The following is a 15854-nucleotide window of genomic DNA, read 5'->3' as shown; positions in this document are numbered from 1 at the left end:
AAAAAGGAAACAGGCATGATCATCCTTGGTATCGACCCGGGACTGCGCAACATGGGCTGGGGGGTGATCTCGGTCGACGGCCCGCGTCTGCGCCATATCGCGAATGGAATCGTCCACTCGGATCAAGGTGATCTGGCCGAGCGTCTGGTGGTTCTTTATCGCGGCCTGCGCGAGGTGATTGCCCAGCACAGCCCCGATGCGGCTGCGGTCGAGCAAACCTTTGTCAACAAGGATGCCGTGGGCACGCTCAAGCTGGGTCAGGCCCGTGGCATCGCCCTTTTGGCACCGGCGGAATCCGGAATTCCGATTGGCGAATATGCCCCCAATGCGGTCAAGAAAACCGTCGTCGGTGTGGGCCATGCCGCGAAAGAGCAGGTCCAGCATATGGTCCGCTTTCAGTTGCCCGGTGTGCAGCTGTCGGGACCGGATGCGGCGGATGCACTTGCCGTGGCGATATGTCACGCCCATCATCTTCAGGGACGGGCTTTGCGGATCAAGGTTGCTTCATGATTGGACGAATTGCGGGAATCATCCTTCATCGCGGGATGGATCAAGTGCTGATTGATGTGCGCGGCGTGGGCTATATCGTCCATGTCAGCGAACGCACAGCCGCCAGCCTGCCCCCTGTCGGAGAGGCGGCAGCACTTTATACCGAATTGGTCGTGCGCGAGGACCTGCTTCAGCTATACGGCTTTACCACGATGATCGAGAAGGAATGGCACAAGCTGCTGACCTCGGTTCAAGGGGTTGGGGCCAAGGTTTCAATGGCGATCCTTGGCACGCTTGGTGCGGATGGCACGGGCCGGGCGATCGCACTTGGCGATGCAAATGCGGTGCGCAAATCCCCCGGCGTCGGGCCCAAACTCGCGCAGCGCATCGTGTTAGAGCTTAAGGATAAAGCGCCATCGATCATGGCGATGGGTGCGACGCTGACCGTTGATACCGGCCCGGTCGTGATCGAGCAGGACGCAACGCCCGCCAAGACAAGCAAGCCCCGGGCCGCCGCCGCGCCCGACCAATCTGCCCTTGCCAGCGCTGAGGCCTTATCGGCGCTTTCCAATCTGGGCTATGCCCCCTCCGAGGCGGCAGCTGCGGTGGCCCAAGCCTCTAGCATGGAACCCACAGCCACGACCTCTGCGTTGATCCGGGCTGCATTGCGCGCGCTTGCTCCGAAGGAATAGCACAATGGGAAATCTGCGCACTTTCATCCTGATGGCCGCCATGACTGCGCTGCTGATGGGGATCGGCTGGTTGATCGGCGGCAGTGGCGGCATGATCATCGCATTGATCTTTGCGGGCGCCAGCAACGTCTGGGCGTGGTGGAACAGCGACAAGGCGGTTCTGCGCCAGCAAGGCGCACAGCTGATTACTCGCCCGCAGGCCCCGGATCTGTATGATCTGGTCGAGGGGCTAGCCCGCAACGCAGGGCTGCCCATGCCCGCGCTGTATATTCTGGATACCCAACAACCCAATGCCTTTGCCACGGGGCGTGACCCCCAACATGCGGCCGTTGCCGTCACGCAGGGCATCATGCGCGTGCTGACCCGTGACGAGCTGGCAGGTGTCATCGCCCATGAGCTGGCCCATATCAAACATCGCGACACGCTGACCATGACTGTCACCGCAACCATGGTGGGTGCGATTTCGATGTTGGGCAATATGCTGATGTTTTCCAGCATGACCGGAAACCGTGACGAGCGCGGCAGCGGCATTGGTGGGCTGATCGCAATGATTGTGGCCCCGATTGCAGCGGCTCTGGTGCAGATGGCCGTGTCGCGCACACGCGAATTCGAGGCTGACCGGGGCGGCGCCGAGATTTCCGGCAAGCCCTTGGCGCTGGCCTCGGCGCTGGCCAAGATTGCGACTGCGGCGGGGCGCACGGTGAATATACCTGCGGAACGCAACCCGGCCTCGGCCGCGATGTTCATCATCAATCCCCTTCACGCGCTGCGCGCCGACCGGCTGTTTGCCACCCATCCCGCGACCGAAGACCGGATCGCCCGACTGCAGGCCATGGCCCGATGATCCAATCCGACCCGACCCTGCGCCCCGAACCGATGGAGGGCGACAGCGAGGACCGCGCGCTGCGCCCTCAGAAGCTGGAAGATTTCGTAGGTCAGGCCGAGGCCCGCGCCAATCTGCGCGTCTTCATCGAAAGCGCGCGCATGCGTGGCAAGGCGATGGATCACACGCTGTTTCACGGCCCTCCGGGTCTGGGCAAGACCACGCTGGCACAGATCATGGCCCGCGAACTGGGTGTGAACTTCAAGATGACCTCGGGCCCGGTGCTGGCGCGGGCGGGCGATCTTGCCGCGATCCTGACCAATCTCGAGGCACGTGACGTGCTGTTCATCGACGAGATCCACCGCATGAGCCCCGCTGTCGAAGAGGTGCTTTATCCCGCGATGGAGGATTTCGAGCTTGATCTTTTGATCGGCGAGGGTCCGGCTGCGCGCACGGTGCGCATCGAACTGCAGCCTTTCACCTTGGTCGGGGCGACGACACGGCTGGGATTGCTGACCACCCCGCTGCGCGACCGCTTTGGCATTCCCACACGTCTGCAATTCTATACGATCCCGGAACTTGACCTGATCGTAAAGCGGGGCGCGCGGCTGATGCATATCGATGCCGAACCCGAGGGCACATTGGAAATCGCGCGCCGCGCCCGTGGCACGCCCCGGATTGCCGGTCGCCTGCTGCGCCGCGTGATCGATTTCGCTTTGGTCGAGGGGGATGGCCATCTGTCACGCCAGATCGCCGATACCGCCCTGACCCGGCTGGGCGTCGATGATCTGGGGCTGGATGGCGCCGACCGCCGTTATATGTCGCTGATGGCCGAAAACTATGGCGGCGGGCCAGTGGGGGTGGAAACGCTGGCTGCGGCCATGTCCGAAAGCCGCGATGCGATCGAAGAGGTGATCGAGCCCTATCTGCTGCAACAGGGGCTGGTCGCACGCACGCCGCGCGGGCGCATGCTGGCGCATAAGGGCTGGCGGCATCTGGGGCTGGATGCACCGCGCAACCAGCAGGAGACGCTTTTTGACGGCTAGGGTGTATGGCGCGGCGCCCGCATCTTGGCCGGTCAACGTTGCCTGACGCCTGACGGCCCGCCCCCCCTGCCCCGGCGATTGTCCTCGCCCGGTTTCCCGGCCCGTCGCACGCCCATGGACCAAGCGCAAGCCATCCTGTCACCAAGCCCCCCGCTTGCCGTCCGCGGTGAGTAACGCGGCCCTACAGCGCCCCGCCCGATAAAGCGGCAGGTCGCGACCAATGCCCTGATCTTCGGCACCAAAGGCCCGTTGGTCGGCCCTGCTCAACAGGGCCGGGCCACCGGCATGGCTGGCCTTCACAGTGACCGATGGACTTGGTGGGCAAATTACTTGCGTGGACAGCACGCGGACCCTCGCGACGGCGCGCGCGTTAGGGCGACTTTGGCGACAGAATGCGATCTTCTTGGGCGATGAAATGTTCCATCATCATGCGCCACAACCCCTCGGCCAGATCGGGGTCAAGCCCTTCGATCTCGGCGCGGCTGCGGGCATTCTTGGCCACTTCCTCGACGCGGCCATGCAGGCGCGCGGGCAGCTTTTCCTGCAGCTTGATCTGGGCCGCTTCGTCGATCAGGCGCGAGCGCTCGGCCAAAAGCGCAACAAGACGCTGGTCAAGGGCATCGATTCGGGCACGCAGATCATGCATGCGCGAATTGGCGGAAAGGATTGGATCACTGCTCATGGCCCTTCAGATGCACCCCAATCGCCGCCAGAGCAAGACCTCTGTCGCATATAGGCCGCAGATCACGCCCCTTGCCGGGTCGCTTGGGCAAGAGTGCTGGCTTTTATACGGCTTTGTGCAACCATCAAAGACAGGGGGAAAACGCAAGCTGTCAGAACTGGAGGGTTAAGATGAACGCAGCAAGTATCGTGATTTCACTGGGCTTCGGTCTGGGTCTGGTTCTTGGCGCGGCTCTGTTGCTGGTGCTTTAAGACAGGCAAGCCAAAAGCCGGGCAACGCAGAATTCAGGCGACGCAGAATTCAGGCGACCCTGCGGACAGGCTTACCAATAGGCAGCAAGCCAACCAGCTTCCACAAAGCCGCAAAATTGAAAAAACCCCGGCTATCGGCCGGGGTTCTGTCATTTTGCCAGGTTCATGCCACCTGCAGCTGGGGACTTAGCCCTGCGGCTGGGGCGTCACGTCGGCGACGGGGCGGACGGCTTCGACCTTTGGGGTCGAGCTGACCGAAGGGATCGACGAGCTGGGCGTATCATCATCGCCACCCAAGGCCTCACCGCGCAGGACTTTGCCGATTTCTTCGCCGGTCAGGGTCTCATATTCCAACAGGCCCTTGGCCATGCGTTCGAATTCGACCTCTTTCTCGATCAGGATGCGGCGCGCCTCTTGATAGCCGTTTTCGATCAGCTCGCGGACCTCTTGCTCGATCAATTCCTTGGTCGCAGCACTGACCGAGAAACCTGCCGTATTGCCCGAATAGCCCTCATGCGCCTCGGCATAATCGATGGCGCCGACCTTGTCGGACATCCCCCAGCGCATCACCATGGCGCGTGCCAGTGCCGATGCCTGCTGAATGTCGCCCGCCGGACCGTTCGAGACCCCCTCTTCGCCATATTTAAGGATCTCGGCGGCCTTGCCGGCCATCGTCATCGTGATCTTCTGCTTGGCCTCGTCCTTGTGGTAGTTCAGCTTGTCCATTTCAGGCAGGCTGACCACCATCCCAAGGGCGCCGCCACGCGGAATGATCGTCGCCTTGTAGACCGGATCGCATTTGGGCAGCGACAGGCCGACGACGGCGTGACCAGCCTCGTGATAGGCGGTCTTTTCCTTTTGCTCAGGCGTCAGGACCATCGAGCGCCGCTCGACGCCCAGCATGACCTTGTCCTTGGCGTTTTCAAAATCATCCATCGCAACAAAGCGGCGACCGATACGGGCAGCCATCAAGGCGGCCTCGTTGACGAGGTTCATCAGATCTGCACCCGAGAAGCCCGGCGTACCGCGCGCGATGATGCGCAGATCGACATCCGGTCCCAGCGGCACTTTGCGTGCATGAACGTTCAGGATCTTTTCGCGGCCCTTGATGTCCGGATTGCCGACATAGATCTGACGGTCAAAGCGGCCCGGACGCAGCAGCGCGGGGTCAAGCACGTCTTTGCGGTTGGTCGCGGCGACGATGATGATGCCCTCGTTGGCCTCGAAGCCGTCCATCTCGACCAAAAGCTGGTTCAGGGTCTGTTCGCGCTCATCATTGCCGCCACCGATGCCGACGCCACGGGCGCGACCGACAGCGTCGATCTCGTCGATAAAGACGATACAAGGGGCCGATTTCTTGGCCTGCTCGAACATGTCCCGCACGCGGCTTGCGCCGACGCCGACGAACATCTCGACGAAGTCCGAACCCGAGATGGTGAAGAAAGGCACGCCTGCCTCGCCCGCAATTGCGCGAGCCAGCAAGGTTTTACCCGTACCGGGCGGGCCGACCAGCAGCGCGCCTTTCGGGATCTTGCCACCAAGACGGCTGAACTTCTGCGGGTTGCGCAGGAATTCAACGATCTCTTCCAGCTCTTCCTTGGCTTCATCAATGCCCGCGACATCGTCAAAGGTGACGCGGCCGTGCTTTTCGGTCAGCAGCTTCGCGCGCGATTTGCCAAAGCCCATCGCGCCGCCTTTGCCGCCGCCCTGCATGCGGTTCATGAAGAAGATCCAGACCCCGATCAACAGGATGAACGGCAGCCAGACGCCCAGCATCGACATGATGCCCGACTGTTGCTGCGGCTCGACCCGGACATCGACGCCTTTCCCGATCAGGCGATCGGCGACCTCTTCGCCCTGCGGGCGGATGGTCGTGAACTGCGAACCGTCTTTGGTCGTCAGGCCAATCTTTTCGCCATCGATGACGACATTAGAGATCTGGTCCTTATCCACCCGCTGAATGAAATCGGAATAGCTGATCTGACGGCTGCTCATTTGGCTGCCGCCGTCGCTGAACAGATTGAACAGCGCCAGGATCATCAGAAACAGGACCACCCAGAAGGCGATATTACGCGCGTTGCCCAAGGGCATATCCTCCGCGGGATTGATTGCTTAACGATGAAAATAGGGATTCCACGGCGAGGTTCAATGAGAGAAGAGCAATCGTTGAAATTGGCCGAGGTCCCGGCAGGGCCGAATCACCACTCCCGTTGGGCTTTTCAGCAAAGGTGCGGCAATCAGCCGCTCTGATTGATAAAGGCCCGGGCTGGCGGCAACCACGTCACGCGTCATGCCGCTGCTGCGCCAATCCAGACCCGCAAGCCCGCCATAGCCAAGGGCGCGCAATTCCTGCCCCGAAGCCAGACCGCTGACCTGCCAGCGCCCGTCCCAGACGGCTTGGCCATTGGCATCCGCCATGACGCAGGCCGCGCGCGACGCCGCCTCGACCTCGCGCATCAGGACCAGCCGGTCGCCGCGCGGCAAGATCACAGCCCCCTCCAGCGTGAACTTGCGCCCCGCCTGAATGGCCGTCAGCGCATAAGCGATCTTGTCGCGCCGCGCAGGATAATCCGCGCCGTTGATCCATCGCAGACCTGCCACCAGCAGACGGCGGCGAATCTCCTCGGGGGCGGCAAGAAATTCGGTAAGCGGCAGAAATAGCACGGAATTTTCGGCCAATGCTTGGGCGGCAATTTCAGCGGCTATGTGGCGAAGCGCGTCACGCGCCATGCCAAGATTGCCCAAGGTCTGGGCAAAACTTGCCAGCGGAAGCCCCAACGTCGCCAGCGCCTGACGCATGCGCACCCGTTCGAAATCGCGGTTCTCGTTCGAGGGATCATCGATCCAGCCAATCGCGCGTGCCGACAGCCAATCACGCAATTCGGCCCGGGCAATCTCAAGCATCGGGCGCAAGAAAATCATGCCCTGCGCCTCTCGCGCAGGGGCCATCCCCGCCAGACCATCAACCCCCGCACCCCGCGCCAGGCGCATCAAAAAGGTCTCGGCCTGATCATCCAGTGTATGACCCAAAAGCACCGCATCCAGACCTTCAGCCCGCGCCCAATCCGACAATAGCCGCAGCCTTGCATCCCGCGCCTGCGCCATCAGATTGCCGCGGCCCAGATCGTCGCGCTGCCAGTGCAAAATGCTGTGTGCGACCCCCGATTGCTGCGATTGCAGGCCCGCTTGCTGTGCCTCAAGCCGCGAATCCGCTCGCAAGCCATGATCGACCGTCGCCGATTTCAGGACCGGTTTCATGGGCGCCGTTTTGGCCCAGAGCGCAGAGAGCTGAAGCAGCGCGACCGAATCGCCCCCGCCTGACAAGGCAATTCCGATGCGATGACATGACCCCGCCAGCGCATCCAGTTGCGCGCTTACCCGGGCAAGAATGGGATCGTTCATTGCCCCTCGGGCTGGTCGGATGACGGCATGGACATCTGGTCCATATCAAAAGCGGCCTCGGGATCATCGACAATAATATCGGCCGGGTCAAAGACCTCGCAGCCGGTGGTTTCCAGACGTTTCGCGGCCTCATTGGCCTGCGGCGTCTCGGGAAAGCGCACGGTAATTTCTAGCAGAAACGGGCAGCCATTCTTGGGCTCTCCGGTGGCGGCCTCGGCGCGGGCAAGGCCCAAAAGCGCGTCGGGGGCCTGTGGTCCGTTGGGATTGGCGGCAAAGCTTTCCAACCATGCCGCGCCTGCGCCAGCAAGATCATTGGCACTGTCAAGCGCCGCGCCGCGCAAAAACAGCGCTTCGGCGGTTAGTGGGCCGCCCGCATGGGTTTTGGCGACGGCCGCGAAGAGGTCCGCAGCAAGACGAAAGTCACCTTGACCGAGCACCTCCTGGGCCCGGTCGAAATCGGCTTTTTCTGCTTTGGTTGCAGCCCCTGCCCCAGAGGAAGCAGAGGGGCGCGCAGCGCCCCCCCCATTCAACATCCCGGTTTGGCTGGATGACGGCAAATTCGCCGCCCCATGCTGTTCACCCAATGTGGGCGTGGTCAGCGATCCAAGATCGCAACCGTCCTCCATCTCGCACAGGCGGAACTCGATATCGCCGATGCGCGTGGTTCCATCCTTGACGATGCGATCGATGCGGTTTTGCAGCTGCTCGGTCTGGCCGGTCAGTTGCTGCAACCGCGATTCCATCGCATTCATGCGGTCGATCGCGCTGTCACCACCCGCAGCAGCAAAGCCCGCAGGCCCCGAAGCCACAAGCTCGCCGCGCAGCGATTGCAGATCGCTGGTCAGCTGGTTCAGCTCGGTGCGGATGTCAGCCAGCGACTGGGAATCTTGCGCCGGTGCGTGTTGCACCGTCATCGTCAGGCCCAGAAACGCCAGCCCTGCGGCAAGAAAAAGCCCACGCATCAGCTGCCAACCCCCGATTTCAGCGCCGTCACGGCGCGGCGGTTTTTGGTGTAGCATTCCTCGGTCGAGCAGATCGCCAGCGGGCGCTCTTTGCCATAGCTGACCGTGCGCAGGCGTCCTGCCTGAACCCCTTGCGAGATCAGATATTCCTGAACCGAGCTGGCGCGGCGCGCACCCAGTGCGATGTTGTATTCGCGGGTGCCCTGCTCATCGGCGTGACCCTCGATCACCGCCGAATAAGACGGGTTCTGGCCCAGCCATTGCGCCTGCCCGGCCAAGGTCGTCCGCGCCTCGGGGGTCAGGGTCGACTGGTCAAGCATGAAGGTGACGGTATCTCCGACGGTGGTGCGGAAATATTCCGGGCTGTTGGGCCCGCCCAGCACGCCCGTGCCGACACCGCCAGCCCCTGCCCCGCCCGCCATGCCGTTGGCGTAGGGGTCATTGACCATGGCACCTTGCGGTTTGGAACAGGCCGCAAGGCCCAAAACCAGACAAACTGCGGCCAGTTTCGTGATATTTTTCATCGCCCTATCCATCATGATCCTTTTACGGCAGCAGCGGACCCCAATCCGGGTCCGAGGCCGCGCCATTGATTTGAACGGGCCGCATATTGCGACCGGTAATGTCTACGGAATGCAGTTTAGACTGACCGGAATCGCCCGAGCTTGACCGCGTGAACATCACAACCCTGCCATTGGGGGCCCAAGTCGGACCTTCGTCAAGGAACGATTCAGTCAGCATTTTCTCTTGTGAACCATCGGTCCGCATGACGCCGATATGGAAACGGCCGCCGACTTGACGGGTGAATGCGATCAGATCACCACGAGGCGACCAGACCGGCGTACCATAGCGGCCATCGCCAAAGCTGATGCGGCGCGGCTCACCACCATTGGCGCTCATGACATACAGCTGCGGGCTGCCCGAGCGGTCGCTTTCAAAGACGATCTGCTTGCCATCCGGGCTGTAGCTGGGCGAGGTCTCGATCGAGGGGGCATTGGTCAGCGCGCGCTGTGCGCCGGTCGAGGCATCCATCTGATAGATGTCGGTATTGCCGTTCTGCTCGAGCGAATAGACGATCCAGCGACCATCGGGCGAGAAGCGCGGTGAAAAGCTCATCGTGCCCTGCTGCTCGCCAAGCGAGCGGGTCGACAGGCTGTTGACATCCATCAGCATGACCTTGGGAAAGCCCGAGGCATAAGAGGTGAACAGCACGCGATTGCCATCGGGCGAAAAGCGCGGTGCCAGCACGAGCGCCGATGTGTCGGTCATCCATTTCGTATTGGCACCATCGTAATCCATGATGCCGATCCGCTTTAGACGCGCATTCTTTGGCCCGGATTCAGACACAAAGACCACGCGGCTGTCGAAATAGGGCTTCTCGCCGGTCAGACGGGCATAGACCTGATCGGCGGCCTTGTGTGCCGCGCGGCGCCAATTGCCCGAGCTGGCGTCAAACTGCATGCCATCGCCCAAAGGCTGTCCGGCAAAGACGTCAAACAGTCGAAACTTCACGACGACCTTGCCGCCCTGAACGCTGACCGCACCCGTCACCAACGCCTGAGCATTGATCGCCTTCCAGTCCTCATAGGCGACGGGGGCGTCAAAGCTGGCGGGGCGCGAAATATGGGCGCTTGCCGGGATCTCACGGAACAGCCCCGTTCCGGTCAGATCGGCTGCAATCAGCTTTTGCACCTGATCCAGATATTTGCCCGCGCCGCCCTCGTCCTGGAACGGGGCGATTGCGATCGGCATCGGCTCGATCACGCCATCGGTGATTTCAATGCGCAGCGGGCCATCTTGCGCCTGCACAATGGCGGGCAATGCGGTCAGAGCCGCGATGACGGAAACAGCGGTGGTTACGAGCAGTTTACGAAACATTTGACGTCTCTTTTGCGGTCTGGGTCACAGGTTACTTGCTAAAGGGCATCACTTCCATGCCCTTACTTGATCGTTGCTGATCCCGATGGGTTGAAGTCAATTATGACATCTTTCCAACGGTTGTACTTTTCTGAGGGCAAATCATAGCCGCCTTTTTCGCACATCAAAATGGCGCGGCGTCCGGCCTCATAGGCTTGCTTGGCCGCAGCATCCGAGCCACCGGAATGGCTGGCCATGCGGATCGAGCCTTTATCAACCTTGCCGGCCTGCGTCATCGAGAAGGCGATAGAGACTTTGGTCTCGCTGGCCTCGGTCGACAGTGAGCCACGGTTCCAGCAGGCCTCGACCGCCACCCGGAAGCCGTCCTTTTCGCCCTGGCTCAGCGGCGGGCCATTGGCCGCGCTACCCCCGCCCGAGGTTCCGGCAGAACCCTCGGCCTTCTTCTTTTCGGCCTCTTGCTTGGCGGCCTTGGCCTCGGCGGCCTCTTTGGCTTTGCGTTCGGCCGCAGCCTCTTCTTTGGCTTTGGCTTCAGCCGCGGCTTTTTCAGCTTCTTTCTTGGCCTTGGCTTCGGCCTCGCGCTTTTCAGCGGCCTCTTTTTCCGCAGCAGCCTTGGCTTCGGCCTCTTTCTTGGCTTTGGCCGCTTTTTCAGCAGCAGCCTTTTCAGCGGCAGCCTTTTCAGCAGCCTCGGCTTTTTCAGCGGCTTCAGCCCGCTCTGCGGCCTTCTTGGCGGCGGCGGCCTCGGCCGCTTTTTCGGCAGCGGCCTCTGCGGCCTTCGCCGCAGCCTTTTTCTCGGCAGCTTTATCCGCGGCGGCCTTTTCGGCCGCTTGATCAGATGCCGCCTTTTCTGCGGCCTTTTCTGCGGCTTCTTGCTCGGCCTTCTCTGCCGCCTTTGCGGCAGCTGCCTTTTCCTTGGCAGCTTTGTCCTTGGCGGCGTCTTTTGCCGCTGCTTGCTTGGCCGCCTCATCGCGGGCGGCTTGCTCGGCGGCAGCTGCCTGACGTTCCTCTTTGCGCTTGGCGGCAGCAGCCTGTTCGGTTGCCGCCTGTTCGGCCTCACGCGCTAGAACCTGTTCGCGCTCGCTCGCCGCAGCCGCTGCTGCAGCCTCGGCCGCAGCCTGGCGGCGCGCGCGTACCGCATCAGCCAAACCGTCGGGGCGCGCATTGGGGCGCTGTGACGTCAAAGGCGCAATCGCCGAACGCGGCGGGGTCACCGCTTCGGGGGGCATGACTTCGGGGCGGGCCGATGTATTGGGCCGCTCATTGCTTTGCGGCAGCGCCGCAATATCGGTCGATTGATCGGGCTGCTGAGGCTGCGGCGCGATCGTGGCCAGACTATCGGGGCGCGAGGCCTGCGCCAGATCACTTAGGTCCGGGCGGGCCTCAGCGCTGTCGATGGGGCTGGGCAGCGTCGTCGCCTCGGGTGCAGGAGAGGGGGCAGATTCCGCTTCGGGTGCGCCCAGAACCGCCTCATCCGAGGGCGGGCGAGGCTGTGCGGGCGTCGTGGTCGAGACATCCGCCAAAGGCCCGGCCCCGGCAGCAGCCGCAGCAATGGCCTGAAACTCGGCCTCGGACATGGTCGAGACCTCGGTCATCTGGATCGCTTCCAGCGGCTCGGGCCGAAAAAAGACGCCACCGATTGCCGCCCAACCGATCAGGCCGGCATGCGCAACCCCCGAGACCCAGGCGCCGATACGTTCCGAGCGTTCCATTGCCTAGCCATCCATCCGCGGGCCGCCCGTATCGGTGACCAATACGATATTGTGGAACCCACCGGCATTTAGCGCGCCCATGACCTCCATGACGCGGGCGTAAGGGATCGCACCATCTGCACGCAGATAGATCTTGTCGCTTTGCCGCTCGGCCGCGACAGCGCGCAAACGTGTGATCAGCTCGGCCTCGGGGATCTCGCTGGTCATCAAGACCAACGGCCCTTCGGTGGTGATCGACACCGTCAGCGGCTCTTCTTGTTCAGAGGGCACGGATTGGGCAGCGGTTTTGGGCAGCTCCAAAGGAACTCCCACCGTCAACATCGGCGCTGCAACCATAAAGACGATCAACAGCACCAACATCACATCGACGAAAGGCGTGACGTTGATTTCAGCCATCGGCTGATTGCGGCGACGCGCGCCGCGACGTGGAGTTCGTTTGGTGACGCCGGCGCCCATCTTAACCCTCGTTCAGCTGGCGCGACAGGATGGTCGAGAACTCATCGGCAAAGGTCTCGTAATTGCCAACGATGCGATCCGAATCCGCGGACAGCTTGTTGTAGAAAATCACCGCAGGGATTGCGGCCAAAAGGCCCAATGCCGTCGCGATCAGTGCCTCGGCAATCCCGGGGGCGACAACCGCAAGGCTGGTATTTTGCGAGATCGCAATTTCCTCGAACGCGATCTTGATGCCCCAGACCGTACCGAACAGGCCAACAAAAGGCGCAGTCGAGCCGACAGTGGCCAAAAAGTTCAGCCCACGCGACAGGCGGTCGCTTTCCCGACCAATTGCCACGTTCATCGCACGATCAATGCGCGAGCTGGCGCCCGCGATCATGCCGCCATCATCGCGGTGGCTGCGCCGCCATTCCAGCATCCCGGCTGCGAAAATGCGCTCGGATGCGCCCTTGGGGTTGTCACCAATGCGGTCAAACAGATCGTCCAACGGCTGACCCGACCAAAAGGCGCGGTCAAACTTGTCGGCATCGCGACGCGCTGCGGTGAAGGTGATGAACTTCTGAATGATGATGGCCCATGCCCAGAACGAGGCAAAGATCAGCATCAGCATCACGATTTTGACGGTAAGCGACGCGCTGGTGAAAAGCGCGATCAGCGAAAAATCGAGCTCTGGCGCTGCGCCGAGAATGGGTTCCATGTCACTGCCTGTCTGTATTTGGCCGATATATTGCCGTTGCACGGCTTGTTAGCAGGGCTTTACCAGAGCGTCAGTAAACCTGCCTTACACAATGCCTTGATCTTGCAGTCCCGTTACGTCGGCTGCATGGCCGCCACAAGGGCCGCCGGCAAACGTACGGGCCGACCGGCCTGATTGATGCAAACCAGCGTCACCTGCGCTTGAAAAAGCAGCGCGCCGTCACGCAAGACCTGCTGATCAAGCACCAACCGAGCCGGCGAAAGGCTGTCCACGCGGCTTTCGATGGTCAACAGATCGTCGTAACGCGCGGGCGACAGATAATCCGCCGTGAGCTGACGCACGACAAACACAAGCCCCTGCGATTTGAGCGCAACCTGATCGATGCCGATGGCCCTGATCCACTCGGAACGGGCGCGTTCAATGAACTTCAGGTAATTGGCGTAATAGACCAATCCTGCAAGGTCGGTATCTTCATAATAGATCCGGGTTTCAAATCGGTGCATCCTGCCCTCGATCGTTACGGTCCAGGCGGGGGCCTTCCGCCCCCGGCCGCCCAAGGGCGGCTCCCCCGGAGGATATTTTTTCATGAAAGACGCGGTGCGGCCTGAATACGCGCAGCAAGGCGCAGAGCATGAGAAGGGTCCGTGGCGGCAACAGTTAGCGCAGGATCATAAGCCGCGCGCAGCAATTCAGCGATCCGGACCGAAGGCACAACGTCGCGCGCAAACGTCAACATGGCGCGAACGGCCAAGGCCTCGGCGAGCTGCGCAGGATGCGCCTGAGCAAGCCCCCCACTCATATTCACGAAAGTCAGGCAGGCGCGGATGCTGCCATCGGCGTCAAATCTGAAAATGCGACACTCGTCCGCGTCTTGCCCCGAAAGGCGTCCTGCCAGATCGGGCTGGCCCGTCAGGCTATCCAGATCTGGGATCTCGGCCAGTTCTGACCAGTCTCTGACAAAAAACATCATCAGATTCGCCCCCATTTCTGGATCGGTCTCCATCATGGGATGGCGAATATCGCGCAGAACAGCTGCAAGGACATCGCGGAATATCGCCAGACTTTCATCTTCAAGCCCGAAGATCACCGGCGAGACCGGCCGCCCCCATTTCGCACAAAAGAACTTCCCGTCTCGCGTGAAAAGCTCTGTAATGTCGTCTGAATTCATTTCGAGGCACTCCAAGCCGTCTTTTCTTCCATGCCCCAATATCCGCGGGGGTGAATTGCGGCCAGAGCCGCAAGAGGGGGCAAAAGCCCCCTCAAATTGCTTCAGCCCTCAACCAACGATCGTGGCTTCGGTCGACTGCCGCAATTGCGCTTCGCTGACGCCATCGGCCAGCTCGACAATTTTCAGACCACCCTCGACCACATCCAGAACGCCCAAGTTGGTAATGATGCGGTCGACCACAGACTGCCCGGTCAAAGGCAATGTGCAGGCTTTAAGAACCTTGGATTCCCCGGCTTTATTGGTGTGATCCATCACAACCACAACGCGCTTCACCCCGGCCACAAGGTCCATGGCCCCGCCCATGCCTTTCACCAGCTTTCCCGGAATCATCCAATTTGCCAGATCGCCGTTCTCGGCCACTTCCATCGCCCCCAGGATCGCCATCGCGATCTTGCCGCCGCGGATCATGGCAAAGCTTTCAGCGCTATCGAAAAATGCCGTCTGCGGCAGTTCTGTCACCGTCTGCTTGCCAGCATTGATCAGGTCGGGGTCCTCTTCACCCTCATAAGGGAAGGGCCCAATCCCCAGCATGCCATTTTCAGACTGCAAGGTGACCTCGACGCCCTCGGGGATGTAGTTAGCAACCAGCGTTGGAATGCCGATCCCCAGATTGACATACCAGCCATCCTGCAGCTCTTGCGCCGCGCGTGCGGCCATCTGATTTCTGTCCCAACCCATGGCTCAGGCCTCCTGCTTGCGAGTAGTGCGCTGCTCGATCCGCTTCTCGTGCTGTCCTTGGATCAGGCGATGAACATAGATGCCCGGCAAATGGATCGCATCTGCATCAAGGCTGCCTGTCGGCACGATCTCTTCAACCTCAACGACACAAACCCGACCGCATTTCGCGGCAGGTACGTTGAAGTTGCGCGCGGTCTTGCGAAAGATCACATTGCCGCTTTCATCGGCCTTCCAGCCCTTCACAATCGCCAGATCCGCAACAATGCCGCGCTCAAGGATATAGGTCTCGCCGTCGAAATCTTTATGCTCTTTTCCCTCGGCAATCACGGTGCCGACCCCGGTCTTGGTATAAAAGCCCGGAATCCCTGCCCCACCCGCGCGCATACGCTCGGCCAAGGTACCTTGCGGGTTGAACTCCAGCTCCAGCTCTCCCGACAGATATTGCCGCATGAACTCGGCATTTTCTCCGACATAGGATGAGATCATCTTTTTGATCTGCCGACTATCCAGCAAGATCCCAAGGCCAAAGCCATCAACGCCACAATTGTTCGAGGCGATGGTCAAATCCTTCGTGCCCGACTTGTGAATCGCATCGATGAGCAATTCAGGAATTCCGCACAGGCCAAAGCCCCCTGCCGCGATCAGAATGCCGTCCTGCAACAGGCCCTGCAATGCATCAGCCGCACTGCCATAGATCTTCTTCATCACTACCTCCGCCTAGCTTGCTGCGTTTCTCGCTATTCTGCACTGCGGTGTCAACGCGGCGTCACTGCGCAGATGCCTTTGGACTTGGGCATTTCTTCATCACGCAAATACCCAAATACGCCTGCAAACCGCGCCCTGCCCCAGCCAAAAGAAAAGCCG

At 61.3% G+C, this 15854-nt stretch carries 17 protein-coding genes; 4 read left to right on the top strand and 13 right to left on the bottom strand.

Going from position 1 to position 15854, the window contains the following annotated elements; all coding sequences use genetic code 11:
- The first annotated feature begins 15 nt into the window (after positions 1-15).
- Genes ruvC through ruvB form a run of 4 tightly spaced genes read left to right on the top strand, consistent with a single transcriptional unit; the run spans position 16 to position 3050 of the window.
- On the top strand, positions 16-510 hold the full coding sequence (gene ruvC / locus RTS12_RS01370; protein ID WP_312524771.1) for a crossover junction endodeoxyribonuclease RuvC: 495 nt from the start codon (positions 16-18) through the stop codon (positions 508-510).
- Entirely contained in the window at positions 507-1181 is a 675-nt protein-coding gene (ruvA, locus tag RTS12_RS01365; RefSeq protein ID WP_312524770.1) for a Holliday junction branch migration protein RuvA, read from the top strand. The genes ruvC and ruvA overlap by 4 nt, the downstream gene beginning before the upstream one ends.
- A 4-nt stretch (positions 1182-1185) precedes the next feature.
- Positions 1186-2025 carry a zinc metalloprotease HtpX gene (gene htpX / locus RTS12_RS01360; RefSeq protein ID WP_312524769.1) on the top strand — a complete coding sequence of 280 codons (840 nt, stop codon included), beginning with the start codon at positions 1186-1188 and terminating at the stop codon, positions 2023-2025.
- Entirely contained in the window at positions 2022-3050 is a 1029-nt protein-coding gene (gene ruvB / locus RTS12_RS01355; RefSeq protein WP_312524768.1) for a Holliday junction branch migration DNA helicase RuvB, read from the top strand. Before htpX ends, ruvB begins: the two co-directional genes overlap by 4 nt.
- Before the next feature lie 370 nt (positions 3051-3420).
- On the opposite strand, the gene RTS12_RS01350 is transcribed toward ruvB, so the two are convergent.
- The 13 genes from RTS12_RS01350 to RTS12_RS01290 form a co-directional block, all read right to left on the bottom strand.
- Complete coding sequence (locus RTS12_RS01350) at positions 3421-3732, bottom strand: chorismate mutase (RefSeq protein WP_312524767.1); 312 nt, start codon at positions 3730-3732, stop codon at positions 3421-3423.
- A gap of 437 nt (positions 3733-4169) precedes the next feature.
- Positions 4170-6068 (bottom strand): ATP-dependent zinc metalloprotease FtsH, encoded by a 1899-nt coding sequence (gene ftsH / locus RTS12_RS01345; RefSeq protein ID WP_312524766.1) that lies wholly within the window; start codon positions 6066-6068, stop codon positions 4170-4172.
- A gap of 60 nt (positions 6069-6128) precedes the next feature.
- Complete coding sequence (tilS, locus tag RTS12_RS01340; protein ID WP_312524765.1) at positions 6129-7385, bottom strand: tRNA lysidine(34) synthetase TilS; 1257 nt, start codon at positions 7383-7385, stop codon at positions 6129-6131.
- A complete protein-coding gene (locus tag RTS12_RS01335; RefSeq protein ID WP_312524764.1) occupies positions 7382-8347 on the bottom strand; it encodes a tetratricopeptide repeat protein in 966 nt (321 codons plus the stop codon). The genes tilS and RTS12_RS01335 overlap by 4 nt, the downstream gene beginning before the upstream one ends.
- Positions 8347-8871 carry a peptidoglycan-associated lipoprotein Pal gene (gene pal, locus RTS12_RS01330; protein ID WP_312524763.1) on the bottom strand — a complete coding sequence of 175 codons (525 nt, stop codon included), beginning with the start codon at positions 8869-8871 and terminating at the stop codon, positions 8347-8349. Before pal ends, RTS12_RS01335 begins: the two co-directional genes overlap by 1 nt.
- Positions 8872-8893: 22 nt before the next feature.
- Entirely contained in the window at positions 8894-10225 is a 1332-nt protein-coding gene (gene tolB, locus RTS12_RS01325) for a Tol-Pal system beta propeller repeat protein TolB (RefSeq protein WP_312524762.1), read from the bottom strand.
- 62 nt (positions 10226-10287) lie between these two features.
- Positions 10288-11931, bottom strand: coding sequence for a protein TolA (locus tag RTS12_RS01320; RefSeq protein ID WP_312524761.1), 1644 nt, complete (start codon positions 11929-11931; stop codon positions 10288-10290).
- A 3-nt stretch (positions 11932-11934) separates the two neighbouring features.
- A complete protein-coding gene (locus RTS12_RS01315; RefSeq protein ID WP_312524760.1) occupies positions 11935-12387 on the bottom strand; it encodes an ExbD/TolR family protein in 453 nt (150 codons plus the stop codon).
- A 1-nt stretch (position 12388) separates the two neighbouring features.
- Entirely contained in the window at positions 12389-13084 is a 696-nt protein-coding gene (gene tolQ, locus RTS12_RS01310; protein ID WP_312524759.1) for a protein TolQ, read from the bottom strand.
- A gap of 113 nt (positions 13085-13197) precedes the next feature.
- On the bottom strand, positions 13198-13587 hold the full coding sequence (ybgC, locus tag RTS12_RS01305; RefSeq protein ID WP_312524758.1) for a tol-pal system-associated acyl-CoA thioesterase: 390 nt from the start codon (positions 13585-13587) through the stop codon (positions 13198-13200).
- Between the two features lie 80 nt (positions 13588-13667).
- Positions 13668-14252, bottom strand: coding sequence for a hypothetical protein (locus RTS12_RS01300; RefSeq protein ID WP_312524757.1), 585 nt, complete (start codon positions 14250-14252; stop codon positions 13668-13670).
- Positions 14253-14360: 108 nt separating this feature from the next.
- Positions 14361-14990 carry a 3-oxoacid CoA-transferase subunit B gene (locus RTS12_RS01295; RefSeq protein ID WP_312524756.1) on the bottom strand — a complete coding sequence of 210 codons (630 nt, stop codon included), beginning with the start codon at positions 14988-14990 and terminating at the stop codon, positions 14361-14363.
- A gap of 3 nt (positions 14991-14993) precedes the next feature.
- On the bottom strand, positions 14994-15695 hold the full coding sequence (locus RTS12_RS01290; protein WP_312524755.1) for a CoA transferase subunit A: 702 nt from the start codon (positions 15693-15695) through the stop codon (positions 14994-14996).
- Positions 15696-15854 lie beyond the last annotated feature (159 nt).

Source organism: Paracoccus sp. (in: a-proteobacteria), assembly GCF_032007265.1.
GTDB lineage: Bacteria > Pseudomonadota > Alphaproteobacteria > Rhodobacterales > Rhodobacteraceae > Paracoccus.
Note: the sequence above shows the minus strand (reverse complement) of the source record. Positions and strands in the feature narration are given on the sequence as shown.

Coding starts and splice junctions, on each gene's coding strand:
- ruvC (WP_312524771.1), top strand. CDS start 16: ATGATCATCCTTGGTATCGACCCGGGACTGCGCAACATGGGCTGGGGG.
- ruvA (WP_312524770.1), top strand. CDS start 507: ATGATTGGACGAATTGCGGGAATCATCCTTCATCGCGGGATGGATCAA.
- htpX (WP_312524769.1), top strand. CDS start 1,186: ATGGGAAATCTGCGCACTTTCATCCTGATGGCCGCCATGACTGCGCTG.
- ruvB (WP_312524768.1), top strand. CDS start 2,022: ATGATCCAATCCGACCCGACCCTGCGCCCCGAACCGATGGAGGGCGAC.
- RTS12_RS01350 (WP_312524767.1), bottom strand. CDS start 3,732: ATGAGCAGTGATCCAATCCTTTCCGCCAATTCGCGCATGCATGATCTG.
- tilS (WP_312524765.1), bottom strand. CDS start 7,385: ATGAACGATCCCATTCTTGCCCGGGTAAGCGCGCAACTGGATGCGCTG.
- RTS12_RS01335 (WP_312524764.1), bottom strand. CDS start 8,347: ATGCGTGGGCTTTTTCTTGCCGCAGGGCTGGCGTTTCTGGGCCTGACG.
- pal (WP_312524763.1), bottom strand. CDS start 8,871: ATGAAAAATATCACGAAACTGGCCGCAGTTTGTCTGGTTTTGGGCCTT.
- tolB (WP_312524762.1), bottom strand. CDS start 10,225: ATGTTTCGTAAACTGCTCGTAACCACCGCTGTTTCCGTCATCGCGGCT.
- RTS12_RS01320 (WP_312524761.1), bottom strand. CDS start 11,931: ATGGAACGCTCGGAACGTATCGGCGCCTGGGTCTCGGGGGTTGCGCAT.
- RTS12_RS01315 (WP_312524760.1), bottom strand. CDS start 12,387: ATGGGCGCCGGCGTCACCAAACGAACTCCACGTCGCGGCGCGCGTCGC.
- tolQ (WP_312524759.1), bottom strand. CDS start 13,084: ATGGAACCCATTCTCGGCGCAGCGCCAGAGCTCGATTTTTCGCTGATC.
- ybgC (WP_312524758.1), bottom strand. CDS start 13,587: ATGCACCGATTTGAAACCCGGATCTATTATGAAGATACCGACCTTGCA.
- RTS12_RS01300 (WP_312524757.1), bottom strand. CDS start 14,252: ATGAATTCAGACGACATTACAGAGCTTTTCACGCGAGACGGGAAGTTC.
- RTS12_RS01295 (WP_312524756.1), bottom strand. CDS start 14,990: ATGGGTTGGGACAGAAATCAGATGGCCGCACGCGCGGCGCAAGAGCTG.
- RTS12_RS01290 (WP_312524755.1), bottom strand. CDS start 15,695: ATGAAGAAGATCTATGGCAGTGCGGCTGATGCATTGCAGGGCCTGTTG.